Here is a 17,002-nt window from a genome sequence, read left to right on the forward strand (position 1 = left end):
ATACAATTGTGACGCCTGTATTTAATTAATTTGAGTAAACACTTGGTTTTAATACTCCTACATAAGGAAGATTACGGTACTGCTCTTTATAATCTAATCCATACCCTACAACAAATTCATGTGGAACAGTAAACCCAACATAATCCGCTTTCAAATCTACCTTACGGCCTGTCGGCTTATCTAATAACGTAACAATTTTTACAGACTTCGCTTTACGATATTTGAATAGGTCTACTAAGTAACTTAGCGTAAGACCGCTATCAATAATATCTTCAACGATTAAAATATCGCGACCCTCTACAGAAGTATCAAGGTCTTTTAAAATTTTCACTTCGCCTGTTGAAACAGTAGAGTGACCGTAACTAGATACAGCCATAAAATCCATTTCAAGATATGTATCTGTTCTCTTTAATAAATCTGCCATGAATGGCATTGCGCCCTTTAATACACCAATCGCAAGAGGTATTGTGTTTTTATAATCCTCTGCAATAACCGCACCTAATTCGCGCACCTTTTCTTGTATTTGTTCTTCAGAAATTAATACTTTTTCGATATCTTGATTCATCATTTCATTATCCTCCCGGAAGACTCCTTGCTTTTGTAGTGAATAATCATATATTTATCCTTCTTTGCCGCCTCTTTCGAGATAGCAAATGCAGATCGCTTCAACAAGGGTACCCAAATAATATTCCCACTTGCATCACAAACGACCGGCCATTCTTCTCTTTTTTCTCTTGGTACTTTTGCTTCGATAAAAATAGTTTTTATCTTTTTTGTGCCATTCATACCTTGTATTGACATGCGATCTCCATTTTCTCTAGAACGAATACGAAGTGGATATGATATATCATTATACTTAGCAACAAATACTGTTTCATTCATGTTACTTGGTATGTCTTCGCTCACCTCTGTTACAAGCTTATCTCCGTTCGATAGCGTAATTGTCCCGGGCACTGATAAATCTTGTAAAAAAGGAGAAACAATTTCTTGTTTAAATCCAAAGCTGCACTCCTCGTATGCGCGAACAATTTTTAAATCACCTGGGAAATCAAGTGAACCCGAAGGTTGTGTCCGCTTAAAAAACTCGATCACTTTGTCAATATGTATAGAAGAAAGAGAAGATGGAATCTTATATTCATAAAGATAGTTTAATATTAGTTGAATCCCTCTTCTTTGTAAAGGCATAGACATGGATTCAAAGGCAGGAATTGATAAGCTAATTTGTTTATCACTTTTTTTTGTAATTACTTTATTCATTTTCTCAAAAGCTAATTCCTGCAAATACGCCTCATCCTCTTGCATCTGCATGCTAAATTTTTGAAATTTCTCATGCACTTGTGAACTTTCTTCTTTCAAATGAGGGAGAACATATTTACGTAATCGATTCCTTGTATATACTTCCTTTTTATTACTTGGATCTATACGGGGAATTATTTTTAGCTTATTACAGTAATCAACAATCTCTTCCTTCGTTACTCCAAGTAACGGCCTAATTAAATATCCATTATGAAAAGGACGCTTCACTGCAATTCCTGCATATCCTTTCGGAGTACTCCCTCGTACAAGGCGCATTAAAATCGTCTCTACTTGATCATCACCATGATGTCCAAGAGCTACATATCTCGCATCATATTTCTTCATTATTCTTTCCAAAAATGCATATCTGCATTCTCTAGCAGCAACCTGTGCATTCATTCCGTGTTGCTGTTGATATTGCGACACATTAATCCTTATCGTTTCGCAAATAACTCCCAGCCCTTTACAAAGGTCCTGCACAAACTGTAGGTCCTCATGAGATTCATCACCTCTAAACATATGGTCCACATGTGCCACTACAATTTCGAACTGTTTTGCTGCTCTTTTTTCTAACAAATAATATAGAAGAGCCAAAGAGTCAGGACCACCAGAAACCCCTACAACAATTGTTGAACGTTCCTTTAATACATCATGCTGCTTTACAAAGTCATCTACCTTTTCAACAAATGTATCTTTCAACTTCGTAATCACCTTTCATTAAACAAGAACAGCAACGTTAGTTACCTTGTTTATAATGGTACAACTTTTACAAACATTGTGCAAAAAAAAGATATACAAAAATTACATTTTTATCTTACATCATCCGTACATATTCACAAAAGTAATAACATTATCTTTTAAAGTAAAAAAACCTAGGCATCCACCTAGGTTTTTAGAAAGAAACATCACACTTAAAATTTATTGTGCCTGCATTCCTACAATTGGAATCGTAGCCCACTTCGGCATATTTTTCTTCACTTTCGCCACAACGATAGTCATATCATCATTTATATAACCATCACAAGAGCGAATCACCTCTTCCATAATGATATCAGCAATTTCTTGCGGATCTTCGGTTTGTAATTCTTTAATTTTTCGTTTCATCCATAGTTCATGATTTTCTACATGTTGCGCTCCCTCGAAAATCCCATCGCTCATCATAATAAGGATATCGCCCGTTTTTAATTGTTCACCTACTACATCAACTTCAACATCCTCAATAATGCCCATCGGCAAATTACTTGCCTCAATTTTCAAAATATTATTCGCGCGTTTCACAAAACTCGGCGTCGATCCAATCTTTAAAAATTTCGCACTCGCATCCCGCAAATCCACCATAGCTAAATCTAACGTCGTAAACATCTCTTCTGTTGTTCTTAAAGAAAGAATAGAATTGATAGATTTAATCGCTATTTCCTCATCAATGCCTGATTGAAGTATTTTTTGTAATAATTTTACCGTTTCTTTACTCTCCATATGAGCTCTTTGCCCATTTCCCATACCATCACTGATTGCAAGTGCATATTTACCAACACTTAAATCCATCATCGCATAAGAGTCACCAGAAACAAACCCACCGCCTTTTGCAGCTGTGGCCAACCCAGTATCAAGAGAATACGTTTTTGCCGAACCAAATGATATTAAGCTGTGGCCGTTCGGATAAGAAGATTTTTCTTCATGTTTAACAACAATATTTTCCTTTAGAATGTCAGAAAGCATCGGCGCAACTAACTTTTCACATTCTCCATGTTCATTAGATGCAACTGGAATCAACATTTCAATATCAATACTTCCTCTATCTAAACAATATATATCAACATGCTCTACTTCTACGCCAAAATCACGAAACGCTTGCATAATCTGTTCTTCCTGCACTTGATGATTTTCTCGTTCTCTTTGGATCTCCTTAGCAAAATCCTCCATAACTTTTGATACACCTAATAGTTGCTCCGCTACTATTCTACGGTTTTCTTTCATTTGTTTTCGTAATTTTTGTCCTTCATAGAAGTGATCTAATTCACCCGCTACTAAATCCGTCACTTTCTTCCCTCTCACACAATGCTTGTCCCATTCACGAACTAACTTCCGATTATGCTGCAACGTCCCCTCTTCCGTTTCACTCATTATTTGTTTCATATAATCGTACGTTTTGTCGAAATTAACTACCCAGCATTGGTCCTTTTTAAAGCATGTTTGACATGTTTTTGCAGTAATTGTACTTAAGAACAAATCCGCTTCTGTCTCTTTATCTTCCTCCTCCACATATCCATATACAGAAAAGCTATTAGATAAAGCAGCAAATACATGGGCAAATTGATTAATTTTATTCGCTGTAACATCACGCATCCTTCTTAAATACTGTTGTTGATCTTGCGAATGTTCCTGTGTGCCTGGCATGAATTTAGCAATACGATCCATAACAAGTTTCGGTGTTAATAAGAAGAACATAATCGCCACACCAGATTCAATTAAAGTTGTCACAATGTTTGTTTGCTTGTCTACATATAGCGTAATCAAGCTCGTCCCAATTAATAAACCTAAACTAACACCTAAACGCTTCCCTTCTTTTAACAAACCACCAAGCAACCCAGAAAAAGCAAGTAGACTAAGTTGAGACAAACTGGAGACATTGGCTAAACTTAATATTAATCCAGTGACGACCCCCACCGTAGATCCTGTAGCAGCCCCCGCAATAAATGCAAACACGAGCACTAAATACCTAGTAAAAATATGTTGAATAGAAGCGTCATATACAAACCAATCTGTTGTACCTGTTAAAACAGATGCTAGTAATATAATTAAACAAACAATTTCTTCTGTCTCTAGCGCTTGTTGTTTACCTTTTCGTTCTACTAAAAGCGGAACACTTTGTAAAAATATCATAGTTAATACGAAGCTAAGCCCTGCCTCAATCGTACTAACGAGTAAATCGTACATGGTGACAGTTTGTTGCGCGAAATATACGACAACTAAATGTGCGGTTAATGCGGAGATAAATACTTGGAATGGAACAAGTCCAACAGTTTTACGTGTAAACCGACTAAAGAAGATATTATAAATGAAGAAAGTAAAAATAGATGCAAAGGTAAAGAATAAATTATCTATCGAAACTGAAAGTGCGCCCCCCATAAGAGCCAAGAACGCGAGCGGCATTTTATCCCGCTTCATAACATAAACAGCAGCAAAAAACGGCAGTGCAAACGGCAAAATGTTTGTTAATATATATGCTCGTCCCAAAAGAAAACCAATAACAACAATAATAAATCCCCATCTAAAGAAAACCTGTTCAAACTTCATTCGCAACTTACTCGTCCACTTTACTGCTCCAAGCTGACTCTCATTCATTGCCAATGCACTTGTATTCATAGTATTCCTTCCTGCTTTAGGCATATTTTTAACACCACCTGCATAGTTTAATTACTGTCATTATAAAAGATGATTATTGGGATTTTTGTCAAAACAACAGTTTTCACTTTTATAATCGTTCGACTTTTTATTCGAAATAACTCTACATATATACACGGTATGTAATTTATTCTCACCATTTTAATTGAACATTCAGAAAATATAGGGTGATTTTGTAGAAGTGTTGTATGTCTTAATTTATTTAACAAAAAAAGATCATGCAAATTTGCATGATCTTTTTAGGATGACCCGTACGGGATTCGAACCCGTGTTACCGCCGTGAAAGGGCGGTGTCTTAACCACTTGACCAACGGGCCGTTAAATTAAATATAGCGGCGGAGGGGATCGAACCCCCGACCTCACGGGTATGAACCGTACGCTCTAGCCAGCTGAGCTACACCGCCATGTCGTCTTATTTAACGGACAATTAGTATCTTACCTCAGATATATTTTAAAGTCAACACATCTTGAAAACTTTTTTTAAAATATATTTTCACATATAAAAAAGCACCCCGAGCAATCGCCCTGGGTACCTCTCTATATGCTAAGAATTAAACGTTCTTATTATCCGCGACGTGCGCCACGGCCACCACGTTTAGATTCTGTGTTACGCTTTAAAGAAGTTAAACGATCTTCACTGTCCTTTAAGAAACGTGCCATCTTTTGCTCGAATGTTTCTTTTGGAGCTCGTTCGTTACCGCCGCCACGGTTATCTCTGTTGAAAGAACGATTACGTTGTGGACGTCCAGAACGTTGTTGATCGCCACCGCCACCGCGTTGGTATTCACCACGTGGACGATCTCCTTCTGTTTTTTCACGCTCTTTCGCTTTTTTAATAGATAGACCGATCTTACCATCTTTTTCAACGTTAATAACTTTTACTTCTACTTGGTCGCCCACTTTTAAGTGATCGTTAATATCTTTCACATAATTATCAGCAACTTCACTAATATGAACAAGACCCGTTAAGCCTTCTGGCAGCTCCACAAAAGCCCCAAAATTTGTAATACCTGTTACTTTACCCTGTAACTTGCTGCCTACCTCGATTGACATAAAAAAAATGCTCCTCCTTAGTGGTTAAAAAGTCAAATTTTACTTTATTATATATAATCCTAAAATATAGTGTCAATAAGACATACTCTACTTAGAAACAGGAAAAATTATCTCCCCTTTTCCAGAGAAGAAATAATCCCTTCTAGCAATCTTTAATACGTACTCTTCATCATTTAACTTTTGAACTTCGTCTTTTAGACTCTTTTCTTTATTCGTTAATGAATCCAGTTCTTTTTTCATGTCCTTAACTTTTGCTTCTTTTGCTCTAATGGAACTGTTTTGTTGATAAAACGTTACACCAATACTCGCAATAATTGTAAAAGCAAAGACAAGAAAAACCGCTAAACGGCGATAAAGTCGCTTCCTGTTCTCATCCGTTTGTATTATATGCTCTTTAACAGGATTTGGACTCTGTTTTTCGATTGTTCTTTGTCTCAGTTCCCTCATTTCCGAGGTCCCCCTAACTTCTTTTTTATACGCCCCCATAATTGGAAGATGTGTCCCTTCAATTTTGCTATATATTGCAGGAACCCTACATGTTTCATTATAAAAAGTTTAACACGATTAGGGAGAAGTTTCCATATGAGCGAAGCAATAAATCGAACAGGCCAGAAAAAAACTTTCCATATGAAAAGTAATATCCAAATCACCATTTTCCATAACACATGTCCAATTGAAAGCAGTATACGAAATAAGAATAATATAAATGCAATAAATAGCTGCGCTATAATAATAACAGGTTTTATCATGAGTAGCTTTATAATTTGAACAAAAAAGTGTGTTGTTTGCATAAAAATATAGATGAGAAAATTTAACAGTCTCATGTATATTGCTTTCAATAAGCTTTGATATGCCGCAAAACCACATAATAATGCCAAAAATACATATATACGTAGTTCAGCTTCATTTACAAGAAGCAGTACATAAAAAACGAATAATGCTTGGACAATCCAAAATAGTATATCATGTATAAATACAAGCCAACGTTTACGTTCTTGCCGCTTTAAAAATCGTTGGTATGTATCTAAAGACGCTCCAATCCAAGCACCCATTCCGATCATTGAGAGCATCGTATACAACTGAATTGTTAGACTCATTTAAACAACTTACTAAAGAATCCTTTAGTTTTCTCCCCTTGATTCTCATCAATATACAGCATCTCATGAACTTTCCCTTTAATCGATACAACACCTTTTTCTACATCTAAATTTTTCATTTGCAAATTTTGACCACGAATTGTTAAAAAACCCATTACGGTCTCAAGTAAAAACTCCTCGCTATCAAAACTCTCTACCTGCTTTACACCGGTAATATCAATTACACGCCTGCCACGCATAATAATATCATGCTCTACCGAAATATTTTGTTGGTTAGAAGACATAGGTGAGTAACCATTATCCACGTAAATCCCCCCATAGATTTATACTAGCTAATAGTAATGTATGAAGGGATAATTGATTTTAGAACAAGCCTTCTTCAGCCTTTACTTTTTCTTCGCGAACTAAACTATACATATTTGCTGCATCTTCTTTTTTAGTCGTTTCTTTCAATTCGTTTATTTTTACAGTTACTATTTTTTGACCAAAACGAATTGTTAATTCATCAGCTACTTTTACATCTGAACTCGCTTTTGCCACTTGACCATTAATTGATATTCTTCCTTGATCAGCTACTTCTTTCGCTAATGTTCTTCTTTTAATTAAACGTGATACTTTTAAAAACTTATCTAGACGCATATCAAATCCCCCTATTAACGCTCTGTTTGTTTTGCCTCTTCCCATAAAACGTCTAACTGCTCTAATGATAAATCTTGCATCTCTTTATTCATTTCAGCTACCTTTGCTTCCATGTATAAGAAACGACCGACAAATTTCTCATTCGTTGAACGTAACGCCTCTTCGGGATCTATTTTATAATGACGAGCTATATTCACAAACGCAAATAGTAAATCGCCAAATTCACCTAACATTTTCGCCTCATCCATATTTTTAACTTCTTGTTGGAACTCTTGCCATTCTTCTAAGGCTTTCTCTATCATCGGTTGTACATCAACCCAATCGAAACCAACTTTGCCAGCTTTTTTCTGGATTTCATAGGCGCGTAGTAACTGTGGCAAACTTTTTGGAACCCCATTTAAAACAGATTCTTTCACGAATCCTTTTTCTTGTTTTTTAATTTCTTCCCAATTGGCAATTACTTCATCGGCATTATTTACATCCGTATTCCCAAATACATGCGGGTGGCGGCGAACCATTTTCTCAGATAAAGTTCGAATAATATCATCTATAGAGAACCAACCTTCATCCTCCCCGATTTGAGCATGCAACATAACTTGTAATAATATATCACCCAGTTCTTCTACTAAGTGATCATCATCCTCTTCATCAATTGCTTCCAACACTTCATAAGCTTCCTCAATTAAATACTTCTTTAAAGATTGATGTGTTTGCTTTTTATCCCACGGACAACCATCCGGTCCACGAAGGTCTGCAATAATTTCTCTAAGCACATCAAACTGTTGATACAAGGACGCACGTTCTTTAACTGGTGGTACATATACACTCGTTAAATTATTCAACTCTGTTTCATGATCTAACATGTACAACGGCACCTTTTTAACTTGTTCAAATGAAGTCCCTGCAGCTGTTACGATATACACTTCATAATCATCTGATAGCATCTCCATTAATGTTAATTTCACATCAGATGCAACGAATGCGTCATATACTTGGCAAAAGATTAAATGTTGACGTAATTCTAATTGTCCTCTTTCAAATGATGTGGCGTCAATTAATTGGAATCCTTCAATCGGATCAATCTTTAGACTCGCAAACATAGGATCAAGGAAACTTTGTCCACCTTCAATGCGCACTTCAACATTCGCTACTTCACCTTTTTCCAACAGTAGCTGAACCGTTCTTTCCGCTACAAGCGGATGCCCTGGCACGGCATAGATGATTTCTGTGCCTTCAGCTTGTTCTAACAATGTATTTGCGATTGTTTCATATACAATTTCAAATGTATCATACGCTTCATATACACTGTCAAAGGCTGTATATTGTATACCTTCTTTCTCCAACTCTTCTATAACGGGATGTTCCTTCGTTCTAACAAACATGTGATCTGCTTCTTTTATTTTTCGATATACACCCATCGTTAACTGATCTAACTCACCAGCACCTAATCCTAAAATAGTAATGATTCCACTCACAACCTGCCACCTCTATCCACTCTTCTTCAATGAACCTTCTTTTTTCTCTTTTTTCATAAAGGTTCCTATTTCCGCTTTTGTAAATACACGTAATTTTAAAATTAAAAACACATATGTTAATCCACCGATAGCTACACCTAATAATGCCTCAAGTGTTGCAATTCCTCTATGCCTTGTATCAATCACCAATCCAGACATTTGCATCAAACGTATAAATATTATTAATACAAACCCCATACCGATACCACTAATAACTACACCTAACATATTACGCTTATCGATAAGCGATTCGGATACAGCTTGCATAAGTAATGCACTATTTAGCACAGAAATTACAATTAACGCAACTAGTGTTGCAATTGCAGCTCCCTTCACACCAAAATACGGCATTAATGTATAATTTAAAGCTAACTTTAAACAACCCCCAAATATAACGAATATTGCTGGTTTTAATGTTTGTCCTAACCCTTGCAAAATAGAAGCAGTTGTAATCGACAATGAACTAAATAAAATAGATAAAGATAAAATGGATAAAACATCTGACCCATCACTATTTTCAAACAACATAATATTCGTAGGCTGAATAATACAAGTTAATCCAATGGCAGCTGCAAATCCAATAACAAATGTTATTTTCATTGCTAACTTTACCTTTTCTCGAATAAAGGAAAGATCTCCTCTTTCCTTCGCCGCCGTAATAATTGGAATAAGTGACAATGAGAAAGAAGTTGTCACGACAGTACCTAATTGCATAAGCGGGATACTTCTGTCGTAAACACCTTTTAATACCTTTGCACTTTCAGCTTGCTCTCCTGCCCCAATAAGTAAGGAATAGAAGGAAATGGAATCAGCCATTTGTATAAAAATAAGTACTAAGTTACTAACACAAATCGCCAATCCCTGCCAAAACAGAATTTTAATGATCCTCTTTTTTCCCTTAATTCTCTTTACACTCTTGAAAAATATAGAACGAAAGTCATGACGCATATAAAGTACAAGTACGATAATCCCAATTAGTCCGCCTGCGATTGAACCTAACATAGCACCTGCACCGACTGTATATAAATCAAATCCGCGAGCAATTAGGAATAGAGATAAAAATACAATAATAGAAACACGAATTGTTTGTTCTATCACTTGCGAAACAGCTGTTGGCATCATATTATTGAACCCCTGAAAATATCCTCTTGCTACAGATAAAAACGGCATCAATATGAATGAAAATGAAATAACACGTAATAACTTATCTAAGTGTATATCACCCATGGCTGCTGCAATTGTTTCGGCACCAAAAAACAATGTAAAAAAGCCTACGAAACCAATTCCTAATAAAAACCAAAAAGATACACAGATAATTTCTTCTGCTTCTTGTTGTTTCCCTCGCTCTAATCGTTCCGCAACCATTTTTGAAATTATAATGGGGAACCCATAAGTAGCTAAAATTAAACAAAATCCATAAAACGGATAAATTTGTTGGTAAATATAAAAACCAATATCACCCGCTATATTTTGATATGGAATACGGTAAAAGGCGCTTAATACCTTTGTAACAAAACTTGCGATTGTTAATATAATAGCCCCACGCCAAAAGGCTTGATACTTCTTCGATTCCATACAAGAAAACTCCTTTTTCTATTCTCACCCCTCGTATTATATCATAAAGAAAAGGACAAGCTTCCTTGCCTACACGAGTAATAATACGTTCGTGCAACGCTAGAAATGTTCAACGAAAAAAGGTAGCAAAGCGCTACCTTCATTCAATATACATATATCTCCAAATATTTAATTTCTCAAAAAGAAATATCATAATTAGGAAAGATTGCTACTTCTAAAATTCGATATAGCCTTACTGCTCCATTTGTTTCGCTAAAAAGCTTGCAGCTGTATTTACTGACTTATGCTCTACTTCACTTATAATATCCTCTTTAGAGAAGATAACAACAGCTCCAATTGGATCCCCATTCGCAATAATCGGACCAATTGTATAGGAACTCACTTTTTCTGTTACTCCATCAATAATTGAAATTTCGCTTTCATCTGTCATAATTACAGACTTACGCTCTTCCATTGTCTTCTCAATTAAATCGCCAACACTTTTATTTAAGTATTCTTTTTTAGATACGCCTGCTACTGCGATAATAGAATCACGATCGCATACAAGCACATTATGTCCTAAGCTATCGTATAAAGCTTCCGTATATTCCTTTGCAAAATTACCTAGTTCACTAATTGGAGAATATTTTTTCAAAATCACTTCTCCATCGCGATCAACAAATATTTCTAGCGGGTCTCCTTCTCGAATACGTAAAGTTCTACGAATTTCCTTCGGGATTACTACCCTACCTAAATCATCAATTCGACGTACGATTCCAGTTGCTTTCATTCTAATGCTGCCTCACTTTCTACTGATGATCAAAGTGGTGAATTTACCTGTTCATGTAAAAATCACCAACTGTTAGACATAGTATTTTACACATTAGTTCTTCTATGCACGCCGAATTGTATTTTTTTATCTTATATTAGGCATTTATGACTTCTTTTTTTACATCTGGTAGGCCTTTTAATAAATTTTCAGCAATTGTTAACCACTTCGATGTCTCTAAACCATTTGTTTTCATAACGATTTTCAATTGCGACCCTTCCATTCCTAGACCAATCATACGTCCAAAACTATTTCCAAGCATGAATAATTTTCCGCCATCAATATTTTGACTTGCTTGTTCTGAGAACAGAATTGTCACTTCAAATTTATTTTGCTTAATTAACTCAATTTGTTCTTTCATTGCCAATACTTTAATATTTGCAATTTGCAATAAGTAACCAACTTCTTGCGGGTAATCACCAAATCTATCTATCATCTCTTCCTGCAACTCTTCAATATCCTCAATTGCAGAAACACCTCTAAACTGTTTATACATCATAATCTTTTGTTTACTATCTGAAATATAAGCATCTGGTAAATATGCATCTACTTCTAAATCAATTTCAACATTAACTGTATTTTCAACCCCATCTGTTCCTCTACGCTGTTCAATTGCATCTTTTAACATTTGAGAATATAGATCAAATCCGACAGAATCAATAAATCCATGCTGTTCGGCTCCTAACAAGTTACCTGCACCACGAATGGATAAGTCTCTCATCGCAATTTTGAAACCTGACCCAAGCTCTGTGAACTCTTTAATGGCTTGCAGACGCTTCTCTGCAACTTCTGATAACACTTTATCTCGTTTGTATGCAAAGTATGCATATGCAACACGATTAGAACGTCCAACACGACCACGAAGCTGATACAGCTGCGATAATCCCATACGATCTGCATCAAATACAATTAACGTATTTACATTCGGAATATCTACACCCGTCTCAATAATTGTTGTACTTACAAGAACATCATGCTGCCCTTCTAAAAACGATAGCATAACAGACTCTAATTCACCTTCGTTCATTTTCCCATGTGCATACGTTACACGCGCGTCTGGAACTAACATCGAAATTTCATCTGCTTTTCTTTCGATATCCTCCACACGATTATATAGGAAGTAAATTTGCCCACCTCTTGCAAGCTCTCGTTCTATCGCTTCTCGCATTAACGCTGGATTATACTCTACTACATACGTTTGGACTGGGAAACGATTTTCTGGTGGTGTCTCAATAACAGATAAGTCACGCACACCAAGCATAGACATATGGAGTGTACGCGGAATCGGAGTTGCCGTTAATGTTAACACGTCAACATTTGCTTTTAATTGTTTAATTTTTTCTTTATGCGTTACACCAAACCTTTGTTCTTCATCAATAATAAGAAGACCTAAATCTTTATAAGTAACGTCTTTAGATAAAATACGATGCGTTCCGATTACGATATCTACCGTACCATCTTTTAAGCCTTTAATTGTTTCATTTTGCTGTTTTCTCGTACGGAATCTACTTAATAATCCTATATTGATTGGATAATCTTGAAAACGCTCTCGAATTGTTTCATAGTGTTGTTGTGCAAGGATCGTTGTCGGCACTAAAATTGCAACTTGTTTTTCATCCATAATTGCCTTAAATGCCGCACGGATAGCTACTTCCGTCTTTCCATATCCTACATCACCACAAAGAAGCCTATCCATCGGACGTCCACGTTCCATATCTTTCTTAATCTCGTCAATAGAGCGTAATTGATCCTCTGTCTCTTGATATGGGAAAGAAGATTCAAATTCTTGTTGTTCTGCTGTATCTGGTGTATATGCATAACCTTTTGAAGCTTCGCGCTCAGCATATAGTTTAATTAGGTCATCCGCAATGTCTTGTACAGATTTTTCAACTTTCGTTTTGACCTTTTTCCAATCATTTCCGCCCAACTTATAAACTTTAGGATCCTTACCTTCAGATCCTACATATTTCTGCACTTGGTCAATTTGTTCAATTGGAACGTATAACTTATCATTACCTTGATATTTAATATTCAAGTAATCTTTATGAACACCATTAATCTCTAGTGTCTCGATACCTAAGAATTTACCTATACCATGATTTACATGAACTACATAATCTCCAACTTTTAATTCCGAATAACTTTTAATACGTTCAGCATTAGATAACTTCTGCTTACGTTGTGATTTTTTAACTTTTTTATGAAAAAGCTCTTTTTCAGTAATAACAACAAGCTTTTGCATCGGCATTTCAAATCCTGCATGTAAATCACCTACAGCAATTTGCAACCTTCCAGGCAATAATATATCTGTGCCCTCTACGATATCTGCCTCAATATCATAATCACTTAAAATATGTTGTAGTTTTTTTACACGTTCATCATCTGTGCCGAGCACAACAGTCGTAAAATGCCCTTCGTTCCATCTATCAATTTCAGTTTTCAACAACTGCATCTGCCCATGGAAATCTTGCATTGTTTTACATGTCACATTCACAATGTTTTGCGGATGTGTATGTGCTATATGACGTAAGAATAACGTTAAATATACAAAACTTCTTTTTTTATGATGAAGAAATTCCTCAAACGAGTGTGAGAAAGATAAATCTTGAATAATTGTTCCCTCACCAAGAAGTGATATATACCATTCCGCCTCTTCCGTTTCAAGATGTGATGCCGTTTCTTGAATACGGGAAATCTCATCCAAAACTACAATACCATCTTCTGGTAAATAATCTATCAGACTAGCAGGTTCTTTATAGAAAATAGATAAATATTTAAACATCTGTTCTATACTTTGCCCGTTTTTTAACATCTCAATTTCATGACTTACCGTTTCAAGCACTGTAGTCTTCAATTTATCATCGGAAAGTTTTTGCATCGTCTTAGTCAAGCCTTCCTCAAGATGCTCAATTCCCGACTTCAATTCTTCCTGTGAAAATAAAAACTCTGTTGCTGGACCAAATCTAACACTTTCTTTTTTATCTTGAGAGCGCTGTTCATCCACATCAAATAATCGAATAGAATCAACTTCTGTATCGAAAAATTCAATACGAAATGGTAACTCTTCAGTTAATGGGTAAATATCTAATATTCCCCCGCGCAAACTGAATTCCCCAGGAGCTTCTACCATCGACTTACGCTCATAACCAATATGATGTAAAGTATGCAAGAATGTATCTAAATCAATCTCTTGCCCTAGATTGATTTCGATTTGCCTTTGCTTCCACAACTCTTTCATTGGTAAAAATCTGCGTAGTCCTGCAACTGGCGCTACAATAATCCCGTTCTCTCCTGCCGCTAAACGATTCAATACTTCAATACGTTGCGCCTTCAATTCTGGGCTTGCAACACCAATTTCTGATGCTATCAATTCATTTACTGGGTATAACCACACATCTTTTTCACCAAGTAACGCCACTAAATCTTCATGCACTTTTTGTGCTTGATATAAATTATGCGTCACAATAAGTTGTGATTTTTTTGTTTTTTTATATAAGGCCGCCATTAATAACGAACGAGAAGAGGTTGCCATACCTGATACAAGTTGTTCTTTTAAACCATCTTCTAGTCCATTAATAACCGATTGGATCTCTTCATTTTTATAAAATTGCTCTAATAAACCTATCATTTTCAAAACCCCTCTCAACATAAAGAGCAAGCCACTATATTTTATGCAAATATTTTGGAAAAAGAAAACAGAAAAATGCTTTGGACATGCCAAAGCGACAACATTTTATTGCAGAAATTTTTCATATTCATAATACTCAGGATAAGATGCGAGCGTTTCTTGACACGATTCACAAATCGTTTTTATATATATATTTCCATTCTCATGAAAATGAATCATCTCTACTACTTCTTGCTCTGTTAGTTGAAATAAAACGTCGCTATACACTTTTTCTGCAGTAACGGAGCCTACATTACTCCCGCAATGTCTGCAATAATAATACCCTTCCATACTAGCCTCCTAAAAATCTAATTACTACTAGTATGGGTAAAAACAAGACAAAATATTCCCAATCATAACCTTAACTATTGAAGGTATTCATGATTTGAAGAAAAGGTTTATTTAACCATTCTTCACATGCATCCGCTGCTTTTTCAATAGAATGACTCACATCAGGAATTTCTTCCGATGTAAAACGTCCTAATACGTAATCTACTACCTTCATGCCATTTTTCGGACGATCAATTCCCATGCGGATACGTTGAAACTCTTGTGTTCCTAAATGTGAAATTGTTGATTTCACACCATTATGTCCACCAGCACTACCTTTCATACGAAGGCGTAATTTACCTACAGGGATGTCTAAATCATCGTACAGAACAACGAAGTCCTCAACATCAATTTTATAGTAATCCATGAGCGGTCGAATACTTTCCCCAGATAAATTCATATATGTAAGTGGCTTTAATAAGATTACTTTTTCTCCATTAACAAATCCTGCACCAAATACTCCTTTAAATTTTTGCTCATTCAAAGAAATATTCCAACGCTTTGCAAGTTCATCAATCGCCATAAATCCAATATTATGCCTTGTTAATTCATATTCTCTACCTGGGTTCCCAAGTCCTACTATCAATTTCATTCTTGTACCACTACTTTCTTTTTTCGATACGAAAAGACGTAACCAATCTTGGTTACGTCTCATTCTATCCAATTAATTGAATAATACACTTACAGATTCTTCTTCGTATACACGAATGATCGCCTCTCCGATTAGTGGAGCAACTGAAAGTTCATGTACTTTGTCGATTTTCTTCTCTTCTGGTAATACGATAGAGTTCGTTACAACTAACTCTTTAATATTTGAGTTTTGGATACGCTCAATTGCTGGACCAGATAATACTGGGTGTGTACAGCAAGCATATACTTCAGAAGCACCGTTCTCAACAAGAGCGTTTGCTGCTAATGTAATTGTACCAGCTGTATCAATGATGTCATCAATTAAAATTGCTGTTTTACCTTCAATATTACCGATAATGTTCATTACCTCTGATACGTTCGGACGAGGACGACGCTTATCAATAATAGCGATTGGTGCTTTTAGGCGATCTGCCATTTTTCTAGCACGAGTTACCCCACCGTGGTCTGGTGACACGATTACGATATCTTTAAGACCTTTTGTTTCAAAGTAATCTGAAAGAATCGGTACACCCATTAAGTGGTCGATTGGGATATCAAAGAACCCTTGAATTTGTGGAGCATGTAAATCTAGAGTGATTACACGAGTTGCACCTGCTGTTTCAAGCAAGTTTGCTACAAGTTTCGATGTAATTGGTTCACGAGAACGCGCTTTACGGTCTTGACGCGCATAACCATAGTAAGGAATAACAATATTAATTGTTTTTGCAGATGCACGTTTTAATGCATCGATCATAATAAGTAATTCCATGATATGTTCGTTTACTGGGAAGCTTGTAGATTGAATAATGAATACATCGCAACCACGGATACTTTCTTCAATGTTAATTTGAACTTCTCCATCACTAAAACGATCAACAGAACATTTTCCTAGTCCTACTCCAATGTGCTTTGCAATTTGCTCAGCAAGTTCCTTATTAGAGTTTAAAGAGAATACTTTCAAATTAGAATTTAGATATTGAGTCGACAT

Annotated in this window: 15 protein-coding genes and 2 tRNA genes; all 17 read right to left on the reverse strand. The window is 35.9% G+C overall.

Annotation, left to right across the window (positions count from 1 at the left end; genetic code table 11):
• Positions 1–25: 25 nt before the first annotated feature.
• A complete protein-coding gene (gene hpt, locus ACLBWW_RS27600; RefSeq protein WP_000981845.1) occupies positions 26–568 on the reverse strand; it encodes a hypoxanthine phosphoribosyltransferase in 543 nt (180 codons plus the stop codon).
• Positions 565–1,995: a tRNA lysidine(34) synthetase TilS gene (gene tilS, locus ACLBWW_RS27605; protein WP_447614377.1), complete on the reverse strand. Its 1,431-nt coding sequence runs from the start codon at positions 1,993–1,995 to the stop codon at positions 565–567. The genes hpt and tilS overlap by 4 nt, the downstream gene beginning before the upstream one ends.
• A gap of 219 nt (positions 1,996–2,214) precedes the next feature.
• The gene (spoIIE, locus tag ACLBWW_RS27610) at positions 2,215–4,686 is read right to left on the reverse strand and encodes a stage II sporulation protein E (RefSeq protein ID WP_048542175.1); all 2,472 of its coding nucleotides are present in this window, start codon (positions 4,684–4,686) and stop codon (positions 2,215–2,217) included.
• 260 nt (positions 4,687–4,946) lie between these two features.
• Positions 4,947–5,018 (reverse strand) — tRNA-Glu (locus ACLBWW_RS27615).
• Positions 5,019–5,031: 13 nt separating this feature from the next.
• Positions 5,032–5,105, reverse strand: a tRNA-Met gene (locus tag ACLBWW_RS27620).
• Positions 5,106–5,265: 160 nt separating this feature from the next.
• The gene (locus ACLBWW_RS27625) at positions 5,266–5,754 is read right to left on the reverse strand and encodes a S1 domain-containing RNA-binding protein (protein ID WP_000021454.1); all 489 of its coding nucleotides are present in this window, start codon (positions 5,752–5,754) and stop codon (positions 5,266–5,268) included.
• Between the two features lie 87 nt (positions 5,755–5,841).
• Complete coding sequence (divIC, locus tag ACLBWW_RS27630; protein ID WP_048542177.1) at positions 5,842–6,201, reverse strand: cell division protein DivIC; 360 nt, start codon at positions 6,199–6,201, stop codon at positions 5,842–5,844.
• A complete protein-coding gene (yabQ, locus tag ACLBWW_RS27635; protein ID WP_000059764.1) occupies positions 6,198–6,851 on the reverse strand; it encodes a spore cortex biosynthesis protein YabQ in 654 nt (217 codons plus the stop codon). Before yabQ ends, divIC begins: the two co-directional genes overlap by 4 nt.
• Complete coding sequence (yabP, locus tag ACLBWW_RS27640; protein ID WP_048542180.1) at positions 6,848–7,156, reverse strand: sporulation protein YabP; 309 nt, start codon at positions 7,154–7,156, stop codon at positions 6,848–6,850. The genes yabQ and yabP overlap by 4 nt, the downstream gene beginning before the upstream one ends.
• 58 nt (positions 7,157–7,214) lie before the next feature.
• Positions 7,215–7,490, reverse strand: coding sequence for an RNA-binding S4 domain-containing protein (locus ACLBWW_RS27645; protein WP_001234876.1), 276 nt, complete (start codon positions 7,488–7,490; stop codon positions 7,215–7,217).
• A 14-nt stretch (positions 7,491–7,504) separates the two neighbouring features.
• Positions 7,505–8,965 carry a bifunctional methyltransferase/pyrophosphohydrolase YabN gene (locus ACLBWW_RS27650; protein WP_048542182.1) on the reverse strand — a complete coding sequence of 487 codons (1,461 nt, stop codon included), beginning with the start codon at positions 8,963–8,965 and terminating at the stop codon, positions 7,505–7,507.
• Between the two features lie 12 nt (positions 8,966–8,977).
• Entirely contained in the window at positions 8,978–10,579 is a 1,602-nt protein-coding gene (locus ACLBWW_RS27655; protein ID WP_048542185.1) for a putative polysaccharide biosynthesis protein, read from the reverse strand.
• 232 nt (positions 10,580–10,811) lie between these two features.
• The gene (gene spoVT, locus ACLBWW_RS27660) at positions 10,812–11,348 is read right to left on the reverse strand and encodes a stage V sporulation protein T (RefSeq protein ID WP_048542186.1); all 537 of its coding nucleotides are present in this window, start codon (positions 11,346–11,348) and stop codon (positions 10,812–10,814) included.
• A 136-nt stretch (positions 11,349–11,484) separates the two neighbouring features.
• The gene (gene mfd, locus ACLBWW_RS27665; protein WP_000579706.1) at positions 11,485–15,015 is read right to left on the reverse strand and encodes a transcription-repair coupling factor; all 3,531 of its coding nucleotides are present in this window, start codon (positions 15,013–15,015) and stop codon (positions 11,485–11,487) included.
• Between the two features lie 105 nt (positions 15,016–15,120).
• Entirely contained in the window at positions 15,121–15,345 is a 225-nt protein-coding gene (locus ACLBWW_RS27670) for an anti-sigma-F factor Fin family protein (RefSeq protein WP_000399441.1), read from the reverse strand.
• Positions 15,346–15,415: 70 nt separating this feature from the next.
• Positions 15,416–15,976 carry an aminoacyl-tRNA hydrolase gene (gene pth / locus ACLBWW_RS27675; protein WP_080377450.1) on the reverse strand — a complete coding sequence of 187 codons (561 nt, stop codon included), beginning with the start codon at positions 15,974–15,976 and terminating at the stop codon, positions 15,416–15,418.
• 72 nt (positions 15,977–16,048) lie between these two features.
• Positions 16,049–17,002 (reverse strand): ribose-phosphate diphosphokinase, encoded by a 954-nt coding sequence (locus ACLBWW_RS27680; RefSeq protein WP_000107420.1) that lies wholly within the window; start codon positions 17,000–17,002, stop codon positions 16,049–16,051.

It is taken from the genome of Bacillus sp. M5A3_1b (assembly GCF_053345335.1).